Annotated in this window: 27 protein-coding genes and 1 pseudogene; 5 read left to right on the top strand and 23 right to left on the bottom strand. The window is 64.8% G+C overall.

Going from position 1 to position 25,728, the window contains the following annotated elements; all coding sequences use genetic code 11:
- Positions 1 to 74: 74 nt before the first annotated feature.
- The 6 genes from ACNUDN_RS15620 to ACNUDN_RS15595 form a co-directional block, all read right to left on the bottom strand.
- The gene (locus tag ACNUDN_RS15620; protein ID WP_419122790.1) at positions 75 to 932 is read right to left on the bottom strand and encodes a metal ABC transporter permease; all 858 of its coding nucleotides are present in this window, start codon (positions 930 to 932) and stop codon (positions 75 to 77) included.
- Complete coding sequence (locus ACNUDN_RS15615) at positions 929 to 1,675, bottom strand: metal ABC transporter ATP-binding protein (protein WP_419122789.1); 747 nt, start codon at positions 1,673 to 1,675, stop codon at positions 929 to 931. The genes ACNUDN_RS15620 and ACNUDN_RS15615 overlap by 4 nt, the downstream gene beginning before the upstream one ends.
- The gene (locus ACNUDN_RS15610) at positions 1,672 to 2,601 is read right to left on the bottom strand and encodes a metal ABC transporter substrate-binding protein (protein WP_419122788.1); all 930 of its coding nucleotides are present in this window, start codon (positions 2,599 to 2,601) and stop codon (positions 1,672 to 1,674) included. The genes ACNUDN_RS15615 and ACNUDN_RS15610 overlap by 4 nt, the downstream gene beginning before the upstream one ends.
- A gap of 109 nt (positions 2,602 to 2,710) precedes the next feature.
- On the bottom strand, positions 2,711 to 3,178 hold the full coding sequence (locus tag ACNUDN_RS15605; protein WP_419122787.1) for a class I SAM-dependent methyltransferase: 468 nt from the start codon (positions 3,176 to 3,178) through the stop codon (positions 2,711 to 2,713).
- Positions 3,179 to 3,527: 349 nt separating this feature from the next.
- Positions 3,528 to 4,343 (bottom strand): NAD-dependent epimerase/dehydratase family protein, encoded by an 816-nt coding sequence (locus ACNUDN_RS15600; protein ID WP_419122786.1) that lies wholly within the window; start codon positions 4,341 to 4,343, stop codon positions 3,528 to 3,530.
- Entirely contained in the window at positions 4,340 to 4,795 is a 456-nt protein-coding gene (locus tag ACNUDN_RS15595; protein ID WP_419122785.1) for a MarR family winged helix-turn-helix transcriptional regulator, read from the bottom strand. The genes ACNUDN_RS15600 and ACNUDN_RS15595 overlap by 4 nt, the downstream gene beginning before the upstream one ends.
- A gap of 226 nt (positions 4,796 to 5,021) precedes the next feature.
- Between ACNUDN_RS15595 and ACNUDN_RS15590 the strand changes: the two genes are divergently transcribed.
- On the top strand, positions 5,022 to 5,921 hold the full coding sequence (locus ACNUDN_RS15590) for a helix-turn-helix transcriptional regulator (protein WP_419122784.1): 900 nt from the start codon (positions 5,022 to 5,024) through the stop codon (positions 5,919 to 5,921).
- Positions 5,922 to 5,933: 12 nt separating this feature from the next.
- Here the strand turns inward: ACNUDN_RS15590 and ACNUDN_RS15585 are convergent, their stop codons facing one another.
- The 8 genes from ACNUDN_RS15585 to ACNUDN_RS15550 all read right to left on the bottom strand — a co-directional run bounded on the left by ACNUDN_RS15585 (position 5,934) and on the right by ACNUDN_RS15550 (position 13,578).
- Positions 5,934 to 6,464 carry an MmyB family transcriptional regulator gene (locus tag ACNUDN_RS15585; RefSeq protein WP_419122783.1) on the bottom strand — a complete coding sequence of 177 codons (531 nt, stop codon included), beginning with the start codon at positions 6,462 to 6,464 and terminating at the stop codon, positions 5,934 to 5,936.
- Between the two features lie 453 nt (positions 6,465 to 6,917).
- A complete protein-coding gene (locus ACNUDN_RS15580; protein ID WP_419122782.1) occupies positions 6,918 to 7,064 on the bottom strand; it encodes a hypothetical protein in 147 nt (48 codons plus the stop codon).
- A 212-nt stretch (positions 7,065 to 7,276) separates the two neighbouring features.
- Complete coding sequence (locus ACNUDN_RS15575; protein WP_419125181.1) at positions 7,277 to 7,936, bottom strand: cutinase family protein; 660 nt, start codon at positions 7,934 to 7,936, stop codon at positions 7,277 to 7,279.
- Positions 7,937 to 8,156: 220 nt separating this feature from the next.
- Positions 8,157 to 10,355 (bottom strand): xanthine dehydrogenase family protein molybdopterin-binding subunit, encoded by a 2,199-nt coding sequence (locus ACNUDN_RS15570; protein WP_419122781.1) that lies wholly within the window; start codon positions 10,353 to 10,355, stop codon positions 8,157 to 8,159.
- Positions 10,352 to 11,329, bottom strand: coding sequence for an FAD binding domain-containing protein (locus ACNUDN_RS15565; protein ID WP_419122780.1), 978 nt, complete (start codon positions 11,327 to 11,329; stop codon positions 10,352 to 10,354). The genes ACNUDN_RS15570 and ACNUDN_RS15565 overlap by 4 nt, the downstream gene beginning before the upstream one ends.
- A gap of 1 nt (position 11,330) precedes the next feature.
- Positions 11,331 to 11,834, bottom strand: a complete 504-nt coding sequence (locus ACNUDN_RS15560) for a (2Fe-2S)-binding protein (protein WP_419122779.1) — start codon at positions 11,832 to 11,834, stop codon at positions 11,331 to 11,333.
- A 557-nt stretch (positions 11,835 to 12,391) separates the two neighbouring features.
- Positions 12,392 to 12,895, bottom strand: a complete 504-nt coding sequence (locus ACNUDN_RS15555; RefSeq protein ID WP_419122778.1) for a lipocalin-like domain-containing protein — start codon at positions 12,893 to 12,895, stop codon at positions 12,392 to 12,394.
- A 317-nt stretch (positions 12,896 to 13,212) separates the two neighbouring features.
- Positions 13,213 to 13,578, bottom strand: a complete 366-nt coding sequence (locus ACNUDN_RS15550) for a DUF1330 domain-containing protein (RefSeq protein WP_419122777.1) — start codon at positions 13,576 to 13,578, stop codon at positions 13,213 to 13,215.
- A gap of 83 nt (positions 13,579 to 13,661) precedes the next feature.
- Between ACNUDN_RS15550 and ACNUDN_RS15545 the strand changes: the two genes are divergently transcribed.
- Positions 13,662 to 14,270, top strand: a complete 609-nt coding sequence (locus tag ACNUDN_RS15545) for a TetR/AcrR family transcriptional regulator (RefSeq protein WP_419122776.1) — start codon at positions 13,662 to 13,664, stop codon at positions 14,268 to 14,270.
- A gap of 98 nt (positions 14,271 to 14,368) precedes the next feature.
- Here ACNUDN_RS15545 and ACNUDN_RS15540 read toward each other — a convergent pair whose 3' ends face one another.
- Positions 14,369 to 15,340, bottom strand: a complete 972-nt coding sequence (locus tag ACNUDN_RS15540) for an AraC family transcriptional regulator (RefSeq protein WP_419122775.1) — start codon at positions 15,338 to 15,340, stop codon at positions 14,369 to 14,371.
- 31 nt (positions 15,341 to 15,371) lie between these two features.
- On the opposite strand from ACNUDN_RS15540, the gene ACNUDN_RS15535 reads away from it, so the two are divergent.
- The gene (locus ACNUDN_RS15535; protein ID WP_419122774.1) at positions 15,372 to 16,499 is read left to right on the top strand and encodes an aldo/keto reductase; all 1,128 of its coding nucleotides are present in this window, start codon (positions 15,372 to 15,374) and stop codon (positions 16,497 to 16,499) included.
- 438 nt (positions 16,500 to 16,937) lie between these two features.
- On the opposite strand, the gene ACNUDN_RS15530 is transcribed toward ACNUDN_RS15535, so the two are convergent.
- From ACNUDN_RS15530 to ACNUDN_RS15520, 3 genes are all read right to left on the bottom strand, one after another.
- Complete coding sequence (locus tag ACNUDN_RS15530) at positions 16,938 to 17,357, bottom strand: nitroreductase/quinone reductase family protein (protein WP_419122773.1); 420 nt, start codon at positions 17,355 to 17,357, stop codon at positions 16,938 to 16,940.
- A gap of 42 nt (positions 17,358 to 17,399) precedes the next feature.
- On the bottom strand, positions 17,400 to 18,395 hold the full coding sequence (locus ACNUDN_RS15525; protein ID WP_419122772.1) for a zinc-binding dehydrogenase: 996 nt from the start codon (positions 18,393 to 18,395) through the stop codon (positions 17,400 to 17,402).
- 75 nt (positions 18,396 to 18,470) lie between these two features.
- Positions 18,471 to 19,073: an NADPH-dependent F420 reductase gene (locus tag ACNUDN_RS15520; protein ID WP_419122771.1), complete on the bottom strand. Its 603-nt coding sequence runs from the start codon at positions 19,071 to 19,073 to the stop codon at positions 18,471 to 18,473.
- 217 nt (positions 19,074 to 19,290) lie between these two features.
- Between ACNUDN_RS15520 and ACNUDN_RS15515 the strand changes: the two genes are divergently transcribed.
- Positions 19,291 to 19,902, top strand: a complete 612-nt coding sequence (locus tag ACNUDN_RS15515) for a TetR/AcrR family transcriptional regulator (RefSeq protein ID WP_419122770.1) — start codon at positions 19,291 to 19,293, stop codon at positions 19,900 to 19,902.
- Between the two features lie 210 nt (positions 19,903 to 20,112).
- On the opposite strand, the gene denD is transcribed toward ACNUDN_RS15515, so the two are convergent.
- The 3 genes and pseudogenes from denD to ACNUDN_RS15500 all read right to left on the bottom strand — a co-directional run.
- On the bottom strand, positions 20,113 to 21,105 hold the full coding sequence (gene denD / locus ACNUDN_RS15510) for a D-erythronate dehydrogenase (protein WP_419122769.1): 993 nt from the start codon (positions 21,103 to 21,105) through the stop codon (positions 20,113 to 20,115).
- Entirely contained in the window at positions 21,102 to 21,296 is a 195-nt protein-coding gene (locus tag ACNUDN_RS15505; RefSeq protein WP_419125180.1) for a nucleotide-binding domain containing protein, read from the bottom strand. Before ACNUDN_RS15505 ends, denD begins: the two co-directional genes overlap by 4 nt.
- A gap of 137 nt (positions 21,297 to 21,433) precedes the next feature.
- Positions 21,434 to 21,616, bottom strand: a pseudogene (locus ACNUDN_RS15500) (hypothetical protein); the annotation flags it as partial.
- Between the two features lie 823 nt (positions 21,617 to 22,439).
- Between ACNUDN_RS15500 and ACNUDN_RS15495 the strand changes: the two are divergent.
- Positions 22,440 to 24,698: a S9 family peptidase gene (locus ACNUDN_RS15495; RefSeq protein ID WP_419122768.1), complete on the top strand. Its 2,259-nt coding sequence runs from the start codon at positions 22,440 to 22,442 to the stop codon at positions 24,696 to 24,698.
- A gap of 186 nt (positions 24,699 to 24,884) precedes the next feature.
- Here the strand turns inward: ACNUDN_RS15495 and ACNUDN_RS15490 are convergent, their stop codons facing one another.
- Positions 24,885 to 25,181: a type II toxin-antitoxin system RelE/ParE family toxin gene (locus ACNUDN_RS15490; protein ID WP_419122767.1), complete on the bottom strand. Its 297-nt coding sequence runs from the start codon at positions 25,179 to 25,181 to the stop codon at positions 24,885 to 24,887.
- Complete coding sequence (locus ACNUDN_RS15485) at positions 25,178 to 25,426, bottom strand: type II toxin-antitoxin system ParD family antitoxin (RefSeq protein WP_419122766.1); 249 nt, start codon at positions 25,424 to 25,426, stop codon at positions 25,178 to 25,180. The genes ACNUDN_RS15490 and ACNUDN_RS15485 overlap by 4 nt, the downstream gene beginning before the upstream one ends.
- Positions 25,427 to 25,728: the final 302 nt, after the last annotated feature.

Here is a 25,728-nt window from a genome sequence, read left to right as displayed (position 1 = left end):
CAAACCCCCGCACCTCCTGTCCGGCCGCGGCCGGTGCCGCGTCGATGCGGCGGCGATACCCCGAAGCGTTTCGCCTAAACGGCGGGTCTGGTCCGACGCCGTCGGCGGGTAAGGAGTCCGTGGCTGGGGCTCACGAGGTAGGCCAAAGCGAATGCCGTGCCGTTGGCGAGGACGACCATGGGACCGGATGAGGTGTCGAGATAGTAGCTGGCATACAGACCTGCCAACGCGCACGCGGTGGCGATGGTGGGTGCGATGAGCAGCATGCGGCCGAATCGATCGGTGAGCAGGTAGGCCGTCGCGCCCGGGGTGATGAGCAGTGCGACGACCAGGACGACCCCGACAGCCTGCAGCGCCACGACGGCGGTCATGGCGAGCAGACCGAGCAGTGCGGCGCCGAGTATGCGCGGGTTGAGCCCGATCGCCTGGGCATGATCGGGATCGAATGCGTAGAGGGTGAAGTCGCGGCGCTTGTAGATCAGGACCGCCGAGACGATGGCGCCGAGTATCACGACCTGAACCATGTCGGATCGAGAGACACCGAGCAGATTGCCGAACAGAATGTGGTTGAGGTCCACCTGGCTGGGCGTGACGGAGATCAGCACCAGGCCGAGGGCGAACAGGGTGGTGAACACGACGCCGATCGCGGCGTCCTCCTTGGTTCGGCTGGTGTCGCGGACGATGCCGATCAGCGCCACCGCGGCGAACCCGAACAGGATGGCGCCCAACGCGAATGGTGCACCCACGATGTAGGCCAGGACGACTCCGGGCAGCACGGCATGCGAGACGGCGTCCCCCATCAGCGACCAGCCGATCAGCACGAGCCAGCAGGACAGTATCGCGCACACCACGGACGCGATCAATGTCGTGATGGTGGCGCGGACCATGAACTCCAGCCGCAGCGGTTCGAGGAGAAACTCGAGGATGCTCACCGCTGTCCCGGGGTGTCATCGAGGACGTCGAGACCGAAGGCGCGGGCCAGGTTCTGCGGTTGCAGGACGGTGGCGGGCTCATCGTGGAGGAGCACGGTCCGCATGATCAGAATCGCTTCGTCGGCGAGGGTGGGCAGGGCGGTCAGGTCGTGGGTGGATACCAGGATCGTCGAGCCGCCGTCGGCGAGGTCGCGCAGCAGTCCGGCAATGGTGGCTTCGCTGCGCTTGTCGACCCCGGCGAAAGGTTCGTCGAGCAGCAACAGGTCGGCCCCTTGGGCGATGCACCGGGCCATGAACGCGCGCTTGCGTTGACCACCCGACAGCGCTCCGATCTGACGGTGCTGGTAGTCGACGAGATCGACACGCCTCAGCGCGTCGTCGACGGCGCTGTGGTCGGCAGCGCGGGCCCGCCGGGCGGGTCCCATCTGTCCGTAGCGACCGGTGAGCACGACATCGCGCACCGACAGCGGGAACGCCCAGTCGATGGCTTCGCTCTGAGGCATATACGCGACACGTCCCGCCTTGCGGGCTGCCGCCGGGTCCGAGCCGTGGATGCGCACGGTTCCGGTGTCGGGACGCACCAACCCCATGACGGCCTTGAACAGGGTGGATTTGCCGGAGCCGTTCATGCCGACCATCCCGCAGACTCGTCCCGGTTGCAGGGTCAGTGTCGCGTCGTGCAGGGCAAGTACGCGGCCGTAGTGCACGGTGACCGAGTCGACCTGCAGCGCAGGATCGGTCATCGGGAGCGGCCTGCCGTCAACGCCGTTGCGATGGTGGTGGCGTCGTGGCGGATGAGGTCGAGGTACGTCGGCACCGGACCGTCGGCTTCAGAGAGCGAATCGACGAACAGCACCCCGCCGAAACGGGCGCCGGTGGCTTCCACGACGCGCTGCATCGGCGCATCGGAGACGGTGGATTCACAGAAGACCGCGGGCACGTCGTTGGTGTTGACGAACTCGATGACCGACGCGATCTGCTGGGGGGTGGCTTGCTGTTCGGCGTTGACCGCCCAGATGTACTTCTCGGTCAGCCCGGCGTCGCGCGCCAGATAGGAGAAGGCGCCTTCGCAGGTCACCAACGCGCGGTGGTTCGAAGGTAGGGCTTGGAGTTCGGCAACCAGGTCGTCGTGAACCTGCTGGAGCCGACCACGGTAGGCCGCGGCGTTGTCGCGGTAAGCCTGCGCGTGGGCGGGGTCGAGTTCGGCGAATGCGCCGGCCATGTTGTCGGCGTAGACCTGCACGTTCAGCGGTGACATCCATGCGTGCGGATTCGGCGCGCCGCCGGAGCTGTCCCCGGTGATGTTCAGGGGCGCCACGCCCTCACTGACCACGACGTGGGGAACGTCAAGGCCGTCGACGAACTGGGCGAACCACGCTTCCAGGCCCAGGCCGTTGTCGAGGATGAGATCAGCCGTGGCGGCCTTTCTGATATCACCGGGGGTGGGTTCGTAGCCGTGGATCTCGGCTCCCGGTTTGGTGATCGATTCGACCAACAGGTGTTCACCGGCGACGTTGGCGGCGATGTCGGCGAGCACCGTGAAAGTGGTCAACACGGTGGGTTGTTCGGCCCCTCGGTCACCGCCCTCGGAGGTGCAGGCCACCACGATCGCCGCGACACCGACGATCGCGACGGATTTGGCCACCGGCCAACGCCCGCCTCGTCTCATTCGTGTCTCCCGCCGATTGTCGACAAGCGCCCCCGATTTTCGGGTTGCCGAAACCATAGTATCGACGGTCCGAATCAGCAACGGTGCATATCGTTGCCGCTGGTCGGTGTCATCCGAGCCGGCGTTCGATCCGGTACACCGAGGCGGGCGGGAGGTTGCGTGGCGTCCAGCCGATCCGCGTGGCGCTCAAGCGCAGTGTCCCAAGCAGAGTGGCGCGAACAGGGCAGGTGGGGCCGTAGGTGAACTGGTAAAAGCCTCCTTGCGGATGAAGTACTGAGAGCGCCGTGGAAAGCACTCCTGCGACCGAGTCGATGGGCATGGACAACAGTGGCAACCCACTGACCACGGCATCGATCTCGGTGTGCTCGGACAGCTGCCAGGAGTCGGTGGCGGCGTCGGCGCACACCACGTGGACGTCCGGGAATCGTGTGCTGAGCAAGTCGGCGAACTCTGGGTTGGCTTCGACGACCGTCAAGCGGGAAGACGGCACGCCGCGGTCAACCAGTGCTTGAGTGAACACGCCGGTGCCGGGCCCGAGCTCCACCACGCGATCAGAGGCGGCGATGTCTTTGGTCATCAGTCGAGCCAGGGCCAGGCTGGACGGCGCAATCGCCGCTGTGCGCAGTGGGTGTCGCAACCACGCCCGAAACAGGGTGATCGCGTCACCGCGGCGGGTCCTGCCAACCGAATCCGCCGGGCGGGGCGATCCGCCATCCGGCCCTGGGTCGAGAATGGTTGCACCACAATCAATCGCGCGATTCTCCCTGAGGTGAGCAGACGTGGTTTCATACAGTGTCATGTCGCTCATGGAACCTGCCTCGTGCGGGGGCTACCAGGACCGGTGAGTCCGGGGATATCGTCTCCCCGTCCGATCCGGCCGCCGTGTGATAGTGACCACGTCGCAGGCGGGGACTGAAGCGAGGGCGTTACATCGCCTGCTCTTCGACGGCTTGGTAAATGGTGCGTATACCCGGGCGAAAGCCGATCCGCCGCGCCAACGCTCCGTCCATCTGCAGGTGCCAAGGGTGCTCCAGCGCTTTCGATGTCGGCTCGACGGTGCCGCCGGCGAATTTGACAAGCTCATACAGTGAGGTGGGGGCTTCATCGGTGATGTTCACGATGCGTCCGTCCATCACACCGGAGAGTGCCAGTCGCGTGGCAACCGCGATGTCGCGGTGATGAATGAGGCTCATTCGCTGCGCGGGATGGAATCCGGCACTTGTGACGAGCTCGGGCAGTGATTCGACATGACCGTCGCCGTCGCCGTAGACAAAGCCGTAACGTTGGATGGTCCAGGTGAGAGTGCTTTGCCGCAACGCATTTTCGGCTGCGAGCTTACTCGCTGGATACGCGTGCCCCGGCTCGGCCGGGTCATCCTCGCAACTCGGGCGGGTGGCGTCGGGGTTGTAAATGTGCGCGGTGCTCGCCATGATGAACCGCGCATCCGGTGCATGACGCTGTGCCGCCGAGATGAGGTTGCGGGTTCCGTCGAGGTTCGCCTTCCAGATCGTGTCGGTGTCGGTTGTACGGAACACCGCGGCGAGATGAACGATCGCTTCGACGCCGGTGACGGCTGATGCAAGCGAATCGCCGTCGGCGAGGTCGCCTATCACCTCCGTCACCCCGGAAGGCGCCGCTCCCGCTCGGCGCACCACGGCGCGGCAATCGTGGCCGTCGTCGACGAGGCGCGGCAACAGTCGTGCTCCTACCAGTCCGGTCGCCCCCGTCATGAGGATCTTCATCGGTCTTCCTTTCTCAGGTGACTTTCGAGTCGCTCCGTCGCGGCTTGTAGCACCCGTAGGGTTATCTCGAGGTCGTTGGCGTCGATGTCGCCGAACGCAACGGCGTGTATTCGAGTCAGGTCTGGCAGGTCGTGCCACAGCGCATCCCCGAAGGCGGTGAGCCTCAGCAGTTTCTGTCGCTGGTCGGTGGTGTCGGGTATCTGTTCGATCAGCTGTTTGCGGACCAAGGCCCCGACGACCGAACTCAGGGTCGCGCGTTCGACGTGCAGGGTGCGTTGCAGTTCGCGCTGCCGCGTCGGCCCCGTGTGCGCGAGTTGATAGAGCACGTACCACTGCGTGGCACCGAGGTCGTAAGGTCGCAGCGCGTCGTCCATGACCGCGCGGGCGGCCAGGTAGCACCTTTTGGTCCACGCGCCGACCGTGTCGTGTCCGGGCGGCTTTTTGTCAGGCACCAGACAATAATGTCTGCTAGCAGACTAAAAGTCAATCGCGGGGATGCCGAGTGTGCGAAATCCGCGGCATGCGAGGCGGGGGTCCGGCTGTGAACGAGATCGCATCGCGGTCTCAACCATCGCAGAGGGCAACGAGATTCGCCAGGAAACCCAGGATGGACACGTTCGATGATCCGGGGTCTGCGAGTCCCTGGATGTTCGTCCCTATCGCGGTGAGGATGGGCGAATGGATCAACCTCAGCTCGCCGAATTCCTCCGTAACCGGCGCATGGCGCTGACTCCTGAAGACGTCGGGATTCCCGGAGGACCACGGCGCCGAACCAGTGGCCTGCGCCGCGAGGAAGTCGCGTCGCTGGCAATGATCTCCACTGACTACTACTGCCGGATGGAGCAGCAACGCGCCTCGCAACCTTCGGTCGACGTCGTGGCTTCGTTGGCGAAGGCACTGCGCATGTCGCCGGACGAGCGTGATCACCTGTTCCGACTGGCCGGACACAATGCCCCTGCGCGTACCCCGGTCGGCATCGAGGTCAGCTCCGCGATGATGCGCATACTGGATCGCCTAAAAGACACACCCGCGCAGGTGATGTCGGCGCTGGGGGAGACTTTGGTTCAAACGCCGCCTGCGCGCGCACTCCTGGGCGACGAGACCAGCTTCGAAGGACTCTCCCGCAGCGTCCTGTACCGGTGGTTCACCGACGAGCAGGCGCAGCGCACGTATCCGGTCGAGGATCATCCCAAGGTCGGACGTTCGTTTGTTGCCGGCGCTCGTGTCGCATACGTGCGCGATGGGGCGACTTCGCGTGCAGCCCAGGTGATCGACTCGCTATTGGAACTCAGCCCGGAATTCGCGCAGCAGTGGGCGCAACACCATGTCGACCAGCCTCACGAACTGGATAAGCGAATTGTGCACCCCCGGTTGGGCGTTCTCGATGTTCAGTGTCAAGTTCTGCACGACGTGACGCGACTTCACACATTGCTCGTGTTCACCGCGGACCCCGCGACCGAAAGTCACGCCAAGTTGGCAGCACTGTGCACCGCGCCCCACGAATACCAGCGCGACGCTCCTGTCGACATCAGTCCCGCCCAGGCGCCGGTCATACGGCCGGATCTGCACAGGTGCTAGGCATTTTGGGCGTCAGCTGTTGAATCGATGCTGGCCGATGACCGACAACAGCTGCATGGTTGTGTCGTCGGTTGTACCTGGAATCGCGTGGTAGACCACGACCCGCTGGCTGCGGTCGGCCGCCGTGAGAACCTCGCGCTGCAACTGCAGTGGACCCAGAGACGGATGGATGAAGGTGCGCGGCTCAATGGTGAACGGCTCTTCTCTCAGGTCCTGGCTTTCCCACAGTGCAGCGAACTCCTCACTTCGACTCAGCAGTATCCCGACGAGATCTCTCACTGTGCGACCGGCTCGCGTGCGCGATAGCGTGTGCCGCAGGTCCGCGGTGATCTCCGCGCTGATAGCGCGGTGATCGGTAGGCGCGTAGCGTTGCCGCTCGCAGGAGTCGATGAACCACCGGTAGTAACCGCTGCGCGCCCGCCCGGTGTGTCGGCTCAGGTCGCCGATCAGCGACTTGGAAGCTCTTGTCTGCCAAAGCGCCTCGCCCAGCAGACCGACTGAATGAGCAGGGGTGTCGGCGAGCCTGTCGAGCAGCAGCATCACTCCCGGATCAACGTGCGTGTACCCCTCATCGTCCCCCGCGGCATAGCCGGCAGCCGCGAACAGCGTGTCGCGCCCCGCGCGGGTGAGTCGAAGCCCCCGTGCGATGCCGGCCAGAGTGGCGGGCGACGGACGAGGTCCGGTCGCTTCGGCGCCTCGGGTCCGCTCCAAGCGGCTGTAATAGGCGGTCGATATCGAACAGAGCGCCGCGACTTCTTCGCGACGAAGCCCGGGCGTTCGCCGACGCCTGCCACGGGCGAACCCGACGTCCTCGGGCTGCAGTGCTCGGCGCCGAGTTCGTAGCAGCTCCGCTACGCGGCCGAGATCGAGTTCTGGGGAGACCACGTCTCGATGATGCGTGTCCACTGCGGCCGGTGGAAGGACGTGGGCATCCGCGGACCCGTGATCCGCGGACGCGAACCGGGGACTGCCGGTCAAGCGCCACGTCGTATCCGTTCACCACTGCGAGTACACACCGATCACGACGACAGTTGCGGCGACGAAAGGCGCGAGCAGCGAAGCCAGGCGCAGTACCGCGGAACTACCGTGCCGAAGTGCCCGCAGATACATCTCCGCGATGACGAGGTTCGACAGGTTCGGCACCGAGCAACGGTCCCAGATATCTCAGGGCGATGTAGAGACAGAACTGAAGGCCGCTCAGGCACAGCAACACCGTGATCCCGAGGGCGAGCCACCAGTTCATCGAGCCGAGCAACCCGGATGTGCTTCTCGGGTTCCTATCTCCATCGTCTCGATGCGGGTTCTGGTCATGCCCGCCGTCGAGGTGGGGTACCAATGTCTTTGTGCGCGTGTCATCATCCGCGCAGCCGACCTGCGGCGAAGTCGGCCGCCTGGGATGCCATACCGTTACCGACATAGGCACTATGAGCCAGCCGGTCCAGTCCGCCGGCCGCGCATATTGGGTCCCGCTCAGCACAGAGGTCCAGCGTTCTGCCCCGGTAGGTGGGGCCGATGACCATGGGCGGAGCGTCTTTGACGGCGAGGTTCGTCACGAAGTCGGATGGACGTCCGAACAGGACGACCGCGGACACGCGGTCGGCGACCGCGCCGGTGAGCGGACTGGGCATGGGCAATGGGGGCGTGTAGCCGGCGGGCATTGTCTCGCTGGTGGCGTAGGCGGTCACGGCTGCACCTTGTGAGTAGCCACCCAGGATGATGTCGGTGGTGGCGCAGCGTTCGGATATCGCGCGGACCCGGTTGACGACGTCGACGACGCCGTCTGCGGCACGGGGGAAATCGAGTGATGCCGGGTAGTCGACGGCGTGCACGGTGAGGCTTTGATCGGGGAGGCGGGCGCGAAGAGCGTCGATGAATCCCTGGCCTGTCGCACCGATTCCCGGTGGCTCGAAAGTACCGCGGGCGAAGATCACCTCGACGTCGGCGCACTCGTCGACCGCGGCGGCAGCACCGGGAACGGTCAGAACGACCACTACCGAGCACAGTATTGCGACCAGAGTTGCAGCGCCCAGCGCTCGTACGATCCAGCGCAGGGCCGTACGCGTGCGTTTGTTGCCGGCCGGTGTCGGCGACTCGCGGTCCGCAGCGGTGAACAGCAGGGTGACGTCGGGGGTGGTCCGTGCCGTCACGGCGCCTCCTCGGTTTCGGATCGTTGGGATGCATCTGTCATGCGGCGCGGGTTCTGTGGAACACCGGCGCCCTCACTGGTCGAAAGGTTCAGCGCAGCAGGGTTTCTGGATGAATCGGTAGATCACGGATCCGGATGCCGGTGGCGTTGAACACAGCATTGCCGATCGCCGCGGCTGATCCGACCGTTCCCAGTTCGCCGACACCGCGGGCCCCGACCTCGCTGAAGTCGGGGTCGTCGCCGTCGAGACAGACGGCGTCGATGAACGGCACATCGGCGTTGACCGGAACGACGTAGTCGGCCAGATTGGCAGCCGCCAGCCGGCCGGAGGGTTCGATCGGATCGGCTTCCAGCAACGCGTGTCCGATGCCGAAAATGACGCCGCCGACGACCTGGCTTCTGGCGGCCTTGGCGTTGATCACCCGACCGATGTCGACGACGGTCGTGAACCTGGAAACGCGAGTTTCACCCGTGAACGAGTTGACCCGCACCTCGCAGAAGTGTGCCCCGAACCCGTGTGCCGCGAACTGCGGAGAAATGGTGTCCTCGCTGCTGTGGACGGCGACGATCTCCGGGACTCGCATCACACGCAACAGGTCGGCGAATCCGATGCGCTCGTTGCCCGTTCGCAACGTACCGGCAGCGTAGGACACCGGTGCCTCCGAACCGGCCAGCGGCGAGGCCGGGTTCGTCGAAGCGGCCCTGGTGAGGTTGTCGATCGCGGCCCGTGCGGCGGTCCGGGCGGTCGGCGCCATGCTGCCAGTGGCGCGGGAGCCGACGGCGCCAGGCCCGGGCGGCAGGATGGTGTCACCTACTTCGGTGACGATTCGGTCCATCGGCAGGCCCACTGCGTCGGCGACCACGATCGCCAGCGCGGTGGCAGCACCTGTGCCGATGTCCATGACGCCGGTCGATGCCAGCACGGTGCCGTCGTCGCGGAAGCGCACCTCGACCGCATTGCCGGACCGGCCGGCGGCCGGGTAGATCGCGGTAGCCATCCCCACGCCGATCATCCAATGGCCGTCGCGGTTCGTCGCCGGGGTTGCCGTGCGGCGTTCCCAGCCGAATCGGTCGGCACCAACTCGGTAACATTCGTCGAGTCTCTTGCTGGTCCACCGGCGATTGGTGCCGGGCAACGTCGTCGCGTAGTTGCGCAGCCGCACCTCCACCGGGTCGACGCCGGAGGCCACCGCCAGTTCATCCATCGCCGTTTCGATGGCGAACGCTCCGGGCGCCTCATTGGGCGCACGCATCGCCCAGGTGGGCGGGGTGTCCAGAATGACTTGGCGCTGGTCTACATGCAGATTCGGGGTGCGGTACAGCGCTGCGGTGGTCTCGGCGGCGGTGCGCATCGGCCATCCACCCACGGCAGGAGCTTCGGCGTCGGACTCGTGGCTGACAGCGGTGAGTGTTCCGTCGGCGCGGGCGCCCAGCCGCACTCGTTGCCGCACCGCAGAGCGGTGCCCGACGATGCTGAAAACCTGGCTGCGGTTCAAGATCAGTTTGACCGGACGGTTTAGTTCACGGGCCGCTGCTGCGCCCAGAATGACGTCCGACCAGGGCAGTACGCGACTACCGAATCCGCCTCCGACATATGTCGAGACGATTCGCACCTCTTCGGGTGCCAACCCGAGCGCGCCGGTGATACCGACGATCGCCCGGCCGGGAAACTGTGTCCCGCTGTACAGAGTCAGCTGGTTGCCGTGCCACACCGCCACGGACGCATGCGGTTCCATCGCCGCGGCATGCTGTGCCAGTTGAGTGACCGTGGTCTCGATGGTGATCTCGCTGTCGCGCAGCGCGTCGTCGATCGAGGAAACCCCGGGCGCCAGTAGGGTCCTGTTGCCCGATTCCGGCATCGCAATGCTGGTGCCCTCCCCGGCATCAGCAAGAGCGGTCCTCGGAGTGCGGCTCTGGTAGTCCGTGGTGATCATGGCTGCCGCATCGCGGGCGTGTTCGAAGGTGTCGGCGACCACCACTGCGATGGCTTGGCCGAAGAATCGCACCTCGCGGTCCTGCAGCGGACGGTAGTTCTCTCCGAGGGCATCCTCGGCGACGGGCTGGAGCCGCAGCGGTGCGAACGGCGTGTAGACCGCTTGAACACCAGGTGCACGCTCCGCGGCGTCGGTGTCCATCGCGTTGATTCGGCCCAACCCGATCGTGGCCGACACCAGGACGGCGTGGACGAGAGCCGGTTCCCGGTAGTCCGCAGAGTAGCGGGCGGCACCCGTCGTCTTGGCGCGACCGTCGACGCGGGAGATGTCGCCGCCCAGCGGTGACGGATTCATGCGATGTCCGTAACGTCGGTCAGGGCGCGCACGATCGCTCTGCGTAGCAGATGAGGCTTGAAACTGTTGTGCCGCAGCGGCCGGGCATCGGTGGCCGCCGCGGCGGCAGCTGCGTCAAAGGTGGCAGCGGTGGCAGGTCGGCCGGCCAGTAGGGATTCCACTTCAGCTAACCGCCAGGGCACGGTGCCCACTCCACCGGCGGCCAGTCGTGCCCGGGCGATGACCCCGCCGCGCAGTGTGACCGCGACAGCGACAGAGGTGAGCGCGAACTCGTAGGATTGACGGTCGCGGACTTTGAGATAACCCGTTCGGGTTCCTGCAGGGAACCGGGGTGCGGTGATAGCGGTGATCAGTTCGCCGGGCCTCAACTCGTTCTCCACATCCGGTGTCGATCCGGGCCTCCGGTAGAACTGCTCGAGGGCGACACTGCGGTCGCCTGCCGAACTGCTCAGTTCCACCGCTGCCTCGGCGGCCACGAGTGCGACGGCGACATCACTTGCGTGGGTGGCCACACAATCGTCGCTGGTGCCAAGCACTGCGTGGGCTCGGTTGTAGCCGTCGATGGCCGAGCAGCCGGTACCGGCGCTGCGCTTGTTGCACGGCATCGCCGAATCACGGAAATAGCTGCATCGGGTGCGCTGCAACAGGTTTCCTCCCATGCTCGCCATGTTGCGCAGTTGAGGGGAGGCGCTCAGTTCCAACGCTTGGCTGACCAGAGCGAAGTCGCTACGGACCGTGGGGTTGTCTGCGACATCGCTCATGCGTTCCAGCGCGCCGACGCGCAAGCCTGCGGCTCCGACGCTGATGCCGGTCAGTGGCAAACCGTTGATGTCGATGACGTGCTCGGGGGTCAGCACGTCCAATTTCATGAGGTCGACCAGAGTCGTGCCACCGGCGAGGTACGCGTCGGCGGAACCGGTGTGGGCGGTGGCCGCGGACACCGAGTCGGCCACAGTGTAGGTATAGGGTCGCATATCAGGACATCCGATCACGGGCCGCCTTGACGGCCTCGACAATGAACGGGTAAGCGCTGCAACGGCAGATGTTGCCTGACATGTTCTCGCGAATTTGCTCGTCGGTGCGGGTGCGACCGCCTTCGATGACCGCCACGGCGGACATGATCTGGCCGGGTGTGCAGAAACCGCATTGCAGCGCGTCGTTGTCGATGAATGCCTGTTGTACAGGATGTAACTCATCGCCGTCCGCGAGGCCCTCGATGGTCATGACGGCGCGGCTGTGTACGGTCGGGGCCAATGTCAGGCACGAGAGCACCCGTCGGCCGTCGACGTGCACGGTGCAGGCGCCGCATTGACCGTGGTCGCATCCCTTCTTGGTGCCGGTCAGGCCGATCTGATCGCGCAGTGCGTCCAGTAGGGTGGTTCGCGGGTCGAGGTCGAGTGTGTGCTCAGTGCCGTTCACGAGCAACACGACCGGAATCGCGCTCGCAGAGGTATCGGAGTCCGCGTCGCGGTCGGCCAACCGTGAGATCACGATGGTGCCGCCGACCGATACCGCGACAGCGGTGCCGGTCCATCCGATGAAGCTGCGGCGCGACACCCCGGATTGGCCAGCCGTGGCCGATGATTCGGGTCCAGCTTCAGTCGGCATGTCAAAGGGGTTGTCTGGCATACTTTCTCCGTCGTCGGCTGCGGCTGGTCAGTGCATGATTCACGATTCCAGTCTCATGTGCTGTCGTACAGGGACCGGTTGTCCCTGGATGGCCGGTCCTGCGATGGGGCTCGGACGGTGCGAGTGTTTCTCCGATCGTGCGGGCCAGTGCCCCCTCGCTGTCTGAACGTTAAACGGAGCTGAGTTGGGTCGGGCGGGATGCATAGGAACCTCATATCTAATCCCGCGCGATAACGCCAAGACGCAGCGTCGTGCCACCACGTGCGGAGCCGAGCGACGTTCGCACGAAGCGCGTTAATCCGTGGCCCACCACATGCGGTCGTCGCCTGAGGGGCGGGCCCGACAGGGAAGGTCGGGTGCGCGTCGGATGATGCCGGACTGGTCCACCCAGCTGCGCGTCTGGCCGACTAGTTGTTCGTGACGCGTTCGAAGACGATCTGGATCGCCGTTCCATCGGGGCGGGTGAAGTTCTCGGTCATACGATCGCCGTCGACCGTGATGCGGAGATCCTCTGTTGTCCGTACGTCTCCCACCCAATTGGGAAACGTCGCCCCTTCCACCCGGTTCCCGCTGAATTCCCCGTTTTCGTCGACGGTGTATGTGCCGAACATGCCGATGCCGCCCGCCATAGCGGCCCGGTTTTCGGCATCGGTGCCCTCGCCTCGCACGTCAGAAGTGAAAGGGGCCACCGTGGAGTCGGTGAGGACTTCGACGTAGCGCATCTCCGGGGTGAATGTGAGTAGCCCGCTGGGCCTTTCACCGTATGCGGGAACGGAGGTCCCGTCTCGCTCGATCGTCGCGGAGACCATCCGCCAAGTACCGACCACCTGATTGGGCGGTGCCGCGGGAGCCGAACAACTCGACAACAGCACTGCCGAGGACACAGCGAGGATGGCTGCACGCCCGATCATTGGTGGTTCTCCTTCGGTATCGATGTTGGGGGAGAGCATGTTTGACGGTCAGGCAAGGAAGAGTTCCGTCGGCATGAGGTTGTCATCGATCGTACGCGGGCGTTCTTGACGCATTGCCGGTCCAAGCGCGCTCGACGCGTTCGGTAGCCGGGCGATGCGGATCTTCCCCTGTCGGATGACTCAACGCAGTCCGCAGGGTCTGCGTTCGCTCCCGGTGTGCACTGCGCTCAGGCGGGGCGGACCGCGAGGCGCTGCAGAGCGTGCCATCGACCGTGGTCGACGTCGCGCTACGCCACTGGCCGGCTCGCTGAGGTTTCTCACAAGGCCGGTGTCGTCGGTTGCAGCACCGCGGTGGTAACCGCCCCGGCGCGTAGATGTTCGAATTCCTGGTAGTCCGGGTCATTGATCATGGCGACGAAGTGTTGACGGCTCGGGTAGCGAAACAGCCCCACCATGTCCCAGTCACCGCCCTCGGCCGCAACGAGTGAAGGGTGACCGGCACCGACGTAGAGAACCGTCACGCCGTAGCGCTGGTCAACCCCGGAGGAGCGGAAACGCTCGAGGTATTGGCGGTAGATTTCCGCTCCACCGGGGGCGAACCGGATGAGGTTCAACATCACCACCGGACCCTGGGGGTCGTCGGCGACGAACTGGTCGAGCTCAGAGGTGCTGAAGACTGGCATCAGTGCTCCTGTAACTTAGTTGTTGGACAACACGCAAGTTACATCGGCCCACCGACAAGTCCATCCGAGACGACAATGAGCGCATGACTTCGGCCCGCGCGACCCGGCGTACGCAGGCCGAGCGCCGCGCCCAGACCAGGCGCCGGGTGCTGGAGGCGGCCACCTCCCTGGTGGCGGCGCACGGATCGCGCGCGGTGTCGCTGGCAGCCGTCGGCGAGGCAGCCGGCTACAGCCGCGGCATCGTCACCCACCACTTCGGCAGCCGGGCTGCACTGCTGGAGGAGCTGATCAAACACACCCAACAGTTCGACGTGCCGTCCACCGCGTCGACGGGTCTTGGCCGCCTCGCTGAGTTCGTCGAGACGTACCTGGGTGGGATGCGTGACCGTTCACCACGTTCAGAGGCGTTCTTGAGGCTGTGGGCAGAGTCGGCGGGATCGGAGCCGTCACTGGCACCGCTGTTCGCCGAGCGCGACGCCCGGTTCCGGGACCACATCAGTGAGCAGGTGCATGACGGTATTCGCGACGGCTCGATCGACGCCGCAGTCGACGCACAGGTGGCCGCCGTGGCCATCATCGGTCTTCTGCGAGGAACGGCGATGATGGCGTTCTCCACGGCCCGCGAGGTCACCGTCGGTGAGCTCGCCGCCGAGGTGACGCGCGGCCTCACACGAAGCCTTGCGGCACCGTGACGCGCGCCGTCGGGCACCGGTGCACCGACGGTCCGCCGGCGTGCCCAGCGGTGCAGTCAAGTCTCCGAGATGCCGAAGTCCTTCGCAGCAGTCTCCTCCTACGGTTCACGCGCCATGTTGCGATACTGGCTAGGTGAGCAGCCGATTTCACGCCGAAAGGCTGTGCTGAAGGCGCTTTCGGACTCATAACCTATTGCAGCTGCCACCTCGGAGTTAGACAAATTGCTGCCGCGCACAGCCTCGCGAGCCAAGGTCATCCGCCAATTGATCAAGTAGGTCAACGGAGCTGTGCCCACGATGGCCTTGAACGCTGCCGCGAACGCCGAACGTGACATTTGGGCGATCTCAGAGAGGTCGGCGAGGGTCCATCGGCGGCTTACGTCGGCGTGCATCGCCCGCAACGCCGCCCCCACGCCATTGTCGGCCAGCGCTGCGAGCCAGCCGCTGGGTCGTCCGGTATTGCCGGAATGCGCTCGCAGCATGTAAACGAGGATGATCTGCGCGAGGTGCTCCAGCACGAGAGATGTCCCTGCACTGGGTGATTCGATCTCGCAGACCAGTAGGCTGGCGAGGTGCATAAAGACCCGTCCGCACGGGTCGTGAGCACGGATGACGAGCACTGGGGGGAGCACCTCGAGCAACGTCAAGGCCTCGCTGGAGTCGAATGTGAAGTCGATGCTGCACGTGTAGGAGTCCTCGTCTGCCTCGGTTCCGATGCGAAACCCTCGGCCGATCGCGTTGTGGGGCAACGTGTTGGCCGGACGCGCAAGAATACCGTCGAGCGAGCTGCCCAGTACGTAGGGTGGAGGGTTACCGAGCAGGTAAAAGTCGCCTTCGTGTAGCAGCACCGGCTCAAGACCGTCGAGGCTCAACCAGCATTGGCCCTCGACAACAACGCCGAGCTTTACGTGGGGGAAGGGATCGAACCGCACCGCCCACGGACTGGCGGCGTGCAGCGGTGCTGGAACAGCCGTACGTGGACGCAGAAGTGCGATGACGTCTGCGATCGGGTCTTGCGACCCGACGACGGTGGGTGTCGTAGACGATATGTAAAGAACTTCGGACTCCACATTATGGACCGTATCGGATGAGTCCCGCATCGTGAATATCGATGCAGTGCTCGTACGTCTGCTTGTGATGGGGCGCTCGGCGCTGACAGGACATCCCCGATTCAAGGAGCGAACTGTGCGTTATCGATATCTGGGCCGATCAGGATTGCGTGTCGCAACGATCTCTCTGGGAACTGGGAACTTCGGAGGCGGTTGGGGACACGGCGCGAGTGTTACTGAGGCGCAGGCCATTTATGATCAATATCGTTCAGCCGGCGGGAATCTCGTCGATTCTTCCAGCAACTATCAGTTCGGCGATGCCGAAGTCTATCTCGCAGACATGATCGCTTCCGACCGCGACGAAATCGTACTGGCCACCAAGTACTCGACGGGCACGACGATGGATAGCGGCCTCCAGATGACCGGTAACGGCAGAAAACCGATGATCCAATCGCTGGAGGCAAGTCTTCGGCGACTGAAAACAGAACGGGTGGACCTGCTCTGGGCGCACGCCCCAGACAACGCGACGCCGATCGACGAAATCATGCGCGCATTCGATGACGTTGTTCGCTCCGGCAAGGCGCTCTACGTCGGCCTTTCCAGCTTCCCTGCCTGGCGGGTAGCGACAGGCGCGACGCTCGCCGCGGCGCGGGGCTGGGCACCCTTGGCCGCCATCCAAGTGGAGTACAGCTTGGTCGAACGGGCAGCCGAACGTGATCTTCTGCCGATGGCGAAAGCCTTCGGGCTGGGTGTGCTGGGCTATTCGCCCCTCGGCGGAGGCCTGCTTACGGGAAAGTACCGTCGAGGAGAAAGTGGCCGCGCGCAGAGCTCGATCAGCCAGTTCCTGCACCGTGAAGAAGACGGGAACAAGTCCTCCACACTGGATATTGTCGAAGCGGTGGCCCAGGAAGCCAATGCCACTGCCGAGGCAGTTGCGCTCCGCTGGTCGATGACCAAGGGCGTCATCCCGATCGTCGGCCCGCGAACCACAGAGCAGTTGAGCACCAATCTTGCGGCGGAACAGCTTCATCTGACCCGTGCACAGATCGACAGACTCGACGCCGTCGGCGCAATAGAACTGGGATATCCGCACAACATGAGGACCGATCTGGGCGCTTTGAACGCCGCTACAGGCGGCCGGGCGGACTTACTCGACGCACCAACCTCCCCGATCTTCTAGGTAGGCGTTCCACACGCTTCCGTTCGCGGGCGAAGCAGCTCCGGGGGTGGTCATCGACAAGTGAGTGGACATCGTCGAACCCGTTGTGCCGGTTGGCGTCCAGCCGGTGCCGCCACGTCCGCTCGCGCGCTACCCGCCCATCGGCGATGTGACCGAGCTCTTGTGACCTCCAGGTAGACTCAATCGCCTGACCCGAATCGGTTTCATAACGAGCGGCGGTGGCCGTGGGGCGCGGATGACATGCCTGGTTCTCGGGTCGCAGTCCCTCCAATAAGGGACGTCGGGCCGAGGCAAGCCACCCCCTACCTGGGGCCTCCTCGCATCACACCAACACACCTGCTACCAGCGATCTGTCCCCGTACATCTACGACCACGCCGCGAAAGACATGACGCGGACGCCACTGCACTGTGCGTTTCGCAACCCGACCTACACATCAGTTATGGGGCCGGGTCGAGAACAACTACCGGAATGAGCCGACTGGAGTTTGCGGCGATGTCGTCTATCTCCGGCATCACTGCCCTTTGGGCATCCCAAATACTTTGTCGTTCAACCATGTCCGCCACCCGGGCGAGAGCTCTGTGGGTCGCGCTACCGACTTCGATCTCGACATGGGGATTGGCGATGATGTTGTGGTACCACGCCGGGTGGGTCGAGGCTCCGCCGTTGGAGGCGAAAACCGCCCAGCTCCCGCCCAGGTCTTGATAGATCAACAGCGAGACCCGCTTGCGTCCACTCTTGGCTCCGGTGGTGTGCAGCACCAGCAGGGGCATCTCGCCGTTGCCGAAACTGGCGACTTTGCCGTCGTTAGCGCGGAATTCCTGGATCAGTTGCGTGTTCATGTCTTCCGGATCAGTCATGTCCTGCCTCTTCTCTCGGAGGGGCGGCGGTTTGCCGCAGGGTCATGTTTCGATGACGATCTTGCCGATGGTGCTGTGGCTTTCGAGCAACGTGTGCGCGATCTTCATGTTGTGCACGGTCAGACCGTCGAGTTGTGTCGTAACGATCGGACGCACCTGGCCGCTGAGAACATAGTCAGCGACGGTTCGCAGAATTTCTCCTTGGCTGCTCGGGTCCGTGCCGACCGTTGTCTGGCTGAACACCGTTTCGGTGTGTAGCGAAGCGGACTTCTGAACCAGTGGAGCGAGGTCGAGCGGGGCTCCGGGATCGGTGGTCGATACGTGACCGAAGGGTCGTATGAGCGCGCCGACCCAGGCGAGGTTGCTCGCGGTCCCCGCGGTCGACAGCACCATGTCGACCTGATGGATACCAGCCTGTTCCAGTTGCCCGCAGACATCTGCAGTGTGGTCGACCACGAGATCGGCGCCCATCTCGCGACACCACTCCTGCGACTGCGGACGGGAGGCGGTGGCGATGACAAACGCTGAGGTTCTCGCCTTGAGCAGCTGCGTCGCCATTGATCCGACTCCGCCGGCGCCGCCGACGACGAGCACCCGTTCCACTCCTGGCGGGAGGTTCGGCTGATCGCGGAACATCGCCTCCCAACTGGTCAACGTACCGATTGGCAGCGATGCAGCAGAGGCGAAGGAGAGCTGGTCCGGGATCTTCGTGACCACTCGGTGGTCGACTGCAAGCCGTTGCGCCCAGCAACCGTCGCGTGTGACGTCGCCGGTACCCATCACCCGATCACCGGTTGTGAATCCGTTGGCCGCGGTGCCGGTCTCGATGACGACACCTGCGAACTCCCAGCCCAGGATCACCCGCCCGCCCGGCTTAGCGCTGCGTATGGAACGGATGAATGCCTCTCCAGGGTTGACCGCGATGGCGCGGATCTCAACCAACAAATCGCCGGCACGAAGCCGAGGCTCGCCGACGTCGACCAAATCCAAGGCGAATGCGTCCAGCGAATGAGCCCGCTCGTAAGCGAGTGCTTTCATTGCGCCCCCACTAGTTTCTGTCCTGATTGGCTCGTGGGGTTGGTCAGCCAGGTAGTGCACCGGACTGCACGATGGTCAGTCCTGTCTGAGCACATGTAGGGCCGAGAGTGGGCCGCCGCCGACCTGCATCAGTCGGCCGCCGTCTCGCAAGCCTCCGATGTCGACCGGGGCAAAGCCGAAACCGTCGACCACGTTGCGAAAGGTTGCCTTTGCGGCGGCGTCGTCGCCGGCGTAGAACAACACTTGGCGCCCGGCAGGGTGGCGCGGGTTGGGTGCAATGTAGCGGGCGTGAAGCGTGTTGAATGCCTTGATCACACGAGCATCCGGCGCGAGGGCAGCAACCCATTCGCTTCCCGTCTGATCACCGAGGTCGGCGACCTCGACCGGGTCCAGTCGCGCGAACTGGTTGGTGGTGTCGACCAGGATGCGGCCGTTCCACGGCGGCAGGTCAGCCAAGGCGGCCGAGATATCCGGCCACATCACTGCGAGAAACACCATGTCCGCCTGTGCGGCTTGCGCGACCGTACCCGCCGAGGCCGACGGCCCCAAGTTGGCTACCACCTCGCGAAGAGTGGACGGACCGCGACTGTTGCTCAACGTCACGGGGTGCCCAGCGGTCACCAGATGATTCGTGAGGGCGCGGGCGATGGTGCCGGCGCCAATGATTCCGAAGTTCATGGGCTCCCGGTCCTTTCGGGTGGTTTGATGACGATCCACATCATTAAATTAATGCTGTCATGCGTCATCGATAGTCGTCAAGCGGACCCAGGTTGCACGAGATGGTTGCAAGTTGTCGGCGCCGGTCAGCCAGCCGAGCTATCATGATTTTTGATGACGGACGACATCGATGGTCGGGCCAGAGACGGCTCACATGCACGTCGGGGAGGAGTGTCTGATGCCCCGTGTTTCACGGCAGCAGAAAGAACGTAATCGCGAGCGCATCGTGGCCGCTGCGGGCCAGGGCTTCAGGGCACGCGGAATCGACGGGGTGGGCATCGACGAGCTGATGAAGGCGGCCGGGATGACCCACGGCGGGTTCTACAACCACTTCTCGTCCAAGGAAGACCTCGCCCTGGAAGTCCTCAACCAGGGCTTCACCACCTCTCTGGGTCACGTCGATTCCCTGATCAGGGCCCATCCCCGCTCCAGTCGGGCGGCTCTGAATGCCCTCATCGACAGCTACCTGAGTACCGACCACCGCGATCACCCTGAAGATGGATGTGCCTCCGCAGCGTTAGCGGCCGACGCCGGACGGCACGGTCTGCCGGCTCAGAAGGAGTACTGCCGGGGCCTGCACGGTTACCTCGCTGCGATCACCGAGCTACTCCAGGGCGGCGCGAAGCAGACCGACACCCGACTCGATGCACGCAGGGCGCGGGAGCAGGCCATCGCTCTGTTCAGCCAGTTGGTCGGCGCACAGCTCATCGCCCGCGCCATCGCCCAGGCCGACCCCGAAATGTCCGATGAAGTGCTGGCCGCCAACAACAAAGACCTCAAACGGCGTTGACCCCGCTCCTGATACCAGCCGCCCATCAAGTCGTTGTGCCAGCGGGGAGGCCTGGGGCCATGCTCGCGGCCTATCAGGGGGGTTGCTCCTGGCCGCTGTGAACAAAGACGTGCGTCCGCTACGGCGCGCGCCGCGCGTCGTGACTGCTGGAGTACTGAGCGTTCGCACGACGGAAGCGTCGGCCGGAGAGCGGGACAGTTGCCGGTCAGGTCATTGTGGGGCCGCCGCACCGGTCTCGGCGCGGAAATGGCGGATAATCGAGTGGAAATCCGGATCCGCTGTCAAACCCAGTCTTTCGGCGCGTCGACTGCCGATCTTGGCGGGCCAGCTCTCCACAATCGCTGCGATGGCCGGATCGTGATCCCAGTCGATCAGATTGCTGGTACCCGCGCCCGCAACCGCATCGAGCGCGGCTGCCATGTCGCGGGGAGTGGTGGTCAAGGCGGGCAGGTTCACGGCCGTGGTGCTGCCCCAGTCTTCGTCGGATGCGCGGGCTGCCGTCATGATGCCCGCGACGGTGCGAATGGGGGAGGACAACGCGATGGGTGTGTCGGGATCCACGGGGCACCGAGCACGCGATCCGGCCAGCGGTTCACGGATGATGCTCGACAGGAAGCTGGAGGCGGCGGCGTTCGGCTTTCCGGGTCGCACGGAGACCGTCATGAGTCGAACTGACCGGCCGCGCAGAAATCCTCTTCGGGTGTAGTCGGCAATGAGCTGTTCGCCGATGAATTTCTGTATGCCGTAACTGGATTGAGGACGAGGTAACGTGTCATCGTCGACCCCGTCGAGCGGAGGGAAGGCAGGGTCGTTCCCGAAGACGGCGAGCGAGCTCGTGAACACCACCACCGGCGGCCGGTCCATTCGTCTCGCGTACTCGAGCAGCGCGCGGGTGCCGTCGACGTTGGTGCGCATGCCGAGGTCGAAGTCCTGCTCAGCTGCCGAGCTGACAACTCCGGCAAGGTGAAAGATTACGTCGGGATCGTCGAGCTGATCGACGCTCGCCTCGAGCTCGCCGACCAACAGCCGCACTCGAGGATGCTCTGCCAGATCCTCGGCGGGAGCGACCAGGTCGAGCAGGGTCAATCGGGTGACATCGGTAGGCGGACGGCCGGCAAGGGAGACCGGCTCGGACAACAGCCGATGCGCAAGGCGGGTGCCGAGGAAGCCGGCGCCGCCGGTGACGGCCACGTGCAGTGTCATTGACTTTCCAATCTCAGAACGACTTCGGCGAGGACGGTGTCGTCACCGACATTGCCCGGGAAGACGGTGTAGACGGGTTGGTTGGGTTGGTCTGCCGGTTCCCAGAGCGACACGATGCCGTCGAGTACGGTCCCACGGACCCAGGCCCGGGTGATCCCCAAGCCCTCGGTCGCGACATCGGACGAGGTGATCTCACCTTTGGCGACGACGATCGTGTTGAGGCTGAGGCTGAGGCTGAGGCTGAGGCTGAGGCTGAGGCTGAGGCTGAGGCTGTTATCGCTCGGACCATGGCGGTCAAGGTAGCGCTGTTCGCGCGTGCAATCGCCAGGCTCGACGCCTCGTCGGCACCTTTTCGCAGGGTCCGTGTCGTGCTCAGCACTACGGTGCTGCGCTCCAGCGCGGCCGCCGCGGCGGCGGCGACGTCTCGGATGTGCTCACCAGAGGACTTTTCGGCGAGGATGGTGTCGACATCGAGCTCCACCGACGCGCACTCACGAGAGTGGGTCAGCACAGCGAGCTGCCGCGTGGTCAGACCGACATGGGACCCCACGACGACGAGGCCGTTGGTCTGGGTAAAGAAGCCGGGAGTGTCTTGGCCGAGCGCCCACGACACGTCTCCGTGCGTCCAGCGCGTGAGGACCGGCGGGTCGCGAGCGGTTTGAGTGCCGGTCGGACCGTCATCGAGGAACACGACCTTCGGCGCGCCGGTCAACGCGTCGCGCACGGCTTGGGCCGGGATTGTCACCGCCTCCGAAAACGAACCCAGAGAGGCGTTCACAGCGCACCGTCATCGAACATGAGAAGGGGGTAGCCGAGATGTTCGGCGGTGTAAACAGCTGGACCGACACTCCGCCGATCGATTCCGGTGGTGGCTGCACAGGGGTGCCGGTTTTATCTGCAGGCGGAGCACGTCGACCTCGTCGGCGGCGCGCAGCGCGAGCCCGGTACAGCGGCCCTGCCGCCCACGCCGAACGATGACGCAGTGTGCACCGGTCTTGGTCCCTCGTAGGTGCAATTCCTGCGGGTCGCGCAGCGCGATCCCGAACCCGAATGCCCAGGCGAACGCTTCCGCGCGCACGAGGTCGGGCTTGTCGAACTTCAGCCACGCGATGTCGTCCACCCGAATAATCGGATCTTTCGACCGACCGGGGTGGTCACCACGCAGGGCGCCGAAGGCCAACGTCAGCCTAAGAGGTCCGGCGGTTCATCCGGTCGATCACGTCACCCGCCCACAACCCCACCAGCAATGCCGGCACCGCAGTGGCCGTCGATAACGACATCACGGCCGAGTCAAGCCTTGACTGTGCCGCGGCGGCACAGTGTTGCATACAGACATGACGTCCGACGACACGATCTTGCCTCTGACGGACGCCGACTACCCCCGCGCTGAGCAGATGCTCCTGCTGAACAGGGCGCGCCTGGTGCCGGGCGCAGCCGTGCGCCAGCACTGGCTCTCGGCCGGCAAGCGGTTCTGGTACCAGACGGGCACGCGGTTCACCGTGGTGGATCCCGCCAACAAGAGCCGCGAAGACGCCTTCGACCACTATCGGCTGGCCTCGGCGCTCTCACTGGCCTCGGGCCACGCGGTCACGGGCGACGATTTGCCGCTCGCCGCTGTCGACATCAGCGACGACGGAACCGTCCGGTTCAGCGCCGTCGATGCGCGCTGGGAGTGGTCGGACAGCGCGGGCACGTGCGTCAGCAGCGACAGCACGCCGTCGCTGCCGTGGGAGGTCGAGTCGCCGGACAGGGCCTGGGTCGCCTTTCGCCGTGACGGCAACGTCTGGGTCCGCTCCCGTAACGGCGAACAGGAGTCCGCGCTGACCGATGACGCCGAACCGCAGTTGGAGTACGGCGGCTTGGCAGACGCGACCGGTGCGCGTGCCCTGATGCGGGCGGTAGGGCTGCCGCCGCCGTTCGTCGTGCAGTGGTCACCGGACTCGACGCGCCTGCTGGTGCAGAAGATCGATCAGCGGAACCTGCCCGAACTTGTCCTTGTCGAATCGTCGCCCGCAGACGGCGGCCGCCCGGTCGAGTACCGGACCCGCTACACCATGCCCGGTGAAGAGGCTCAGGCCATGATGACGTGGAACGTCCTGCATGTCGCCGACCGCACAGTGGTGCGTCAGCAGGGCGAACCCGCCCCGATCATGCACGCGACCGCCGTCGTCTACGCCTGGTGGACAGGCGAATCCGGCCACAGCGTGCATTTCCTGCACCATGAGCGCTACGCTCGGACGCTGGAGTTGCGCCACCTCGACCCGGGCACCGGCGCGGTCACCACCCTGATCAGCGAGACCGGCGAGACGCGGGTGGACCCAACCGCGCAGCTGGGTGACCCGCCGATGGCGCGGGTACTGGAGACCGGCGAGATGCTGTGGTGGTCACAGCGCGACGGGTGGGGGCACCTGTATCTGTATCCGGCTGATGGTAAGCAGGCCACTCAACTGACCCGCGGGCAGTGGCAGGTGCGCAAGGTGCTTTGGCTGGACGAGGACTCGCGGCAAGTGTGGTTCGTGGCCGCCGGACTGGTCTCCGACGATCCCTACGTTCGGCAGATCTGCCGCGCCAATCTGGACGGCTCTGGCTTCACGCGGCTCACCGACGACGATCTGGACCACGACGGCATCAGCCCCCCACAGGGCGGCTACTTCATCGACCGGGCGTCGTCGCCGTCGCTGCCGCCGCAATCTGTGGTCCGCGATGGTGCCGGACAGGTGCTCACCGAGCTGGAGGCACCGGACACCGCCGCGCTGATGGCGGCCGGCTGGAGCCCTCCCGAACGGTTCTGCACCCTGGCCGCAGACGGCAGGACACCGATCTACGGATTACTCTGGCGTCCGTACGGTTTCGACCCGCAGCGGCGGTACCCGGCGATCGAGCACATCTACCCCGGACCGCAGAACTACAACGCCGGGGCCGCGTTCGACTCGCCGCACGTCGGGCATCCGGAGCCGCTCGCCGCGCTGGGATTCGCGGTGGTGGTCATCGACGGACGCGGAACGGCGGTTCGCAGCAAGGCCTTTCACGACCATTCGTATCGAGCCATGGGTAACGCCGGCGCCTTGGACGACCACGTCGCCGCGATCCGCGAACTGGGCCGCCGCCATCCCTGGCTGGACACCGCGCGGGTGGGCATCACCGGGCTGTCCGCGGGCGCTTTCGCCGCCGCCCGCGCCATCTTGACCTATCCCGATTTTTATCGGGTGGCCGTCGCGGTCTCTGGAAACCACGACAACAACGTCAATCTGGCGATGTGGGCCGAAAACTACCACGGCGACCTCAGCGACGAAGGCCGTGCGTCCATCTCGAATATTCCACTGGCCGCCAACCTCACGGGCAAACTCCTGCTCATCCACGGCGAGCTCGACGACAACGCCCATCCGTACATGACTATGCGACTGGCCCATGCGCTCATCCAGGCCGACAAAGATTTCGACATGATCCTCATTCCCGGGGCCGAGCACGCTCTGCTTGGCTACACCCACTATTCCTACCGTCGAACGTGGGACTATTTCGTCAGGCACCTGCACGGCACCGAGCCGCCTACCTATCGTCTGGCGCCGATGCCGCTTCCTGCTCTCGGGCTCTGAGGACGAGCTCCCGATTGAGGCGCAACGTGTCCGGATGCGCCTCGTTGTGGGTTCGGTGAATGCCAGACGGTCGAGGAGCCGCGAACCAACGCGAGTCCGACCTGACGTCAACGAGAGGTGGGGCTACTCGGCGCCTATCGGCCGAGGTAAAGATGCTGCTGCACGGTGGGACGACCATGCACGCCGTCAATCGAGGTTCTGATCGACGTCCATGCTCTGGTGGAGCACGCGGACCACCACGATGAGATCCGAGGCCCCGACTCGGTAGTACAGGGTCTGTGAGCCCACTCGGTGTCTGCGATACCCAGGGCGGACTTCCTCGCAGGAGCGTCCGATGAGCGGATTGTCGGCCACGAGCTCGATCCCACGTTGGATCTCGCGGATGTAACTCTCGGCCTGATCGTCATTCCACAGGTCGCAGGTGTAATCCCAGATCTGCTCGAGGTCGGCCTGAGCAGCCGGCGACAGTACGAACCGGTTCACTGAAAGCGTGGTTCCGCCCGTTTGCGTCCGATAAAAGCATCGAAGTCGAATGACGTTGCCTGACCGCTATTTTCGCCGTGAAGTAACGATTGACGCAGGGCATTCAGTCGCGTTTCCCGGTCCTCGAGGAGTCGCAGTGCAGCACGCACCACCTCGCTGGCGGAACCGTACCGCCCAGAGGCGACCTCGCCTTCGATGAAGGCGTTGAAATGCTCGTCCAGGCTGAACGATGTGTTCCTACCCATGCAACCAAAAGTACCAATTATTGGTACTATGCGGTAGGGGTCATCCTGAGGTGCAGCGGCACATGATGCTGAGGTCCGCCCGGCGTGGCGGAGGGCGCCCCGCACAGTAAGTGGAGGACCCCAAGTTCCGCTAAGAGGCTTCGCGAGCCCGGTGCCGAAGCGCCCGACTCGACATTAGGCAACAAATATTGCGGGCTCCTTGGCGGCCTACGAGCGCGCCGCTTGCGGCCACGCACACAGCATCGCCGACGGCATAAAGGCGGGTCTAGCGGCGCGCGAATGCGGATGGGTCGTTCGTTCAT

The organism is Mycobacterium sp. smrl_JER01, from assembly GCF_048513595.2.
Classification (GTDB): Bacteria; Actinomycetota; Actinomycetes; order Mycobacteriales; family Mycobacteriaceae; genus Mycobacterium.
Note: the sequence above shows the minus strand (reverse complement) of the source record. Positions and strands in the feature narration are given on the sequence as shown.

Excerpts from the sequence above, each read along its gene's own strand:
- ACNUDN_RS15525 (WP_419122772.1), bottom strand. The coding sequence starts at position 18,395 with ATGAAAGCACTCGCTTACGAGCGGGCTCATTCGCTGGACGCATTCGCC.
- ACNUDN_RS15565 (WP_419122780.1), bottom strand. The coding sequence starts at position 11,329 with ATGCGACCCTATACCTACACTGTGGCCGACTCGGTGTCCGCGGCCACC.
- ACNUDN_RS15570 (WP_419122781.1), bottom strand. The coding sequence starts at position 10,355 with ATGAATCCGTCACCGCTGGGCGGCGACATCTCCCGCGTCGACGGTCGC.
- denD (WP_419122769.1), bottom strand. The coding sequence starts at position 21,105 with ATGACACTGCACGTGGCCGTCACCGGCGGCGCCGGCTTCCTCGGCACC.
- ACNUDN_RS15520 (WP_419122771.1), bottom strand. The coding sequence starts at position 19,073 with ATGAACTTCGGAATCATTGGCGCCGGCACCATCGCCCGCGCCCTCACG.
- ACNUDN_RS15610 (WP_419122788.1), bottom strand. The coding sequence starts at position 2,601 with ATGAGACGAGGCGGGCGTTGGCCGGTGGCCAAATCCGTCGCGATCGTC.
- ACNUDN_RS15485 (WP_419122766.1), bottom strand. The coding sequence starts at position 25,426 with ATGGGTAGGAACACATCGTTCAGCCTGGACGAGCATTTCAACGCCTTC.
- ACNUDN_RS15545 (WP_419122776.1), top strand. The coding sequence starts at position 13,662 with ATGACTTCGGCCCGCGCGACCCGGCGTACGCAGGCCGAGCGCCGCGCC.
- ACNUDN_RS15615 (WP_419122789.1), bottom strand. The coding sequence starts at position 1,675 with ATGACCGATCCTGCGCTGCAGGTCGACTCGGTCACCGTGCACTACGGC.
- ACNUDN_RS15495 (WP_419122768.1), top strand. The coding sequence starts at position 22,440 with ATGACGTCCGACGACACGATCTTGCCTCTGACGGACGCCGACTACCCC.
- ACNUDN_RS15605 (WP_419122787.1), bottom strand. The coding sequence starts at position 3,178 with ATGACCAAAGACATCGCCGCCTCTGATCGCGTGGTGGAGCTCGGGCCC.
- ACNUDN_RS15530 (WP_419122773.1), bottom strand. The coding sequence starts at position 17,357 with ATGACTGATCCGGAAGACATGAACACGCAACTGATCCAGGAATTCCGC.
- ACNUDN_RS15600 (WP_419122786.1), bottom strand. The coding sequence starts at position 4,343 with ATGAAGATCCTCATGACGGGGGCGACCGGACTGGTAGGAGCACGACTG.
- ACNUDN_RS15555 (WP_419122778.1), bottom strand. The coding sequence starts at position 12,895 with ATGATCGGGCGTGCAGCCATCCTCGCTGTGTCCTCGGCAGTGCTGTTG.
- ACNUDN_RS15550 (WP_419122777.1), bottom strand. The coding sequence starts at position 13,578 with ATGCCAGTCTTCAGCACCTCTGAGCTCGACCAGTTCGTCGCCGACGAC.
- ACNUDN_RS15590 (WP_419122784.1), top strand. The coding sequence starts at position 5,022 with ATGGATCAACCTCAGCTCGCCGAATTCCTCCGTAACCGGCGCATGGCG.
- ACNUDN_RS15515 (WP_419122770.1), top strand. The coding sequence starts at position 19,291 with ATGCCCCGTGTTTCACGGCAGCAGAAAGAACGTAATCGCGAGCGCATC.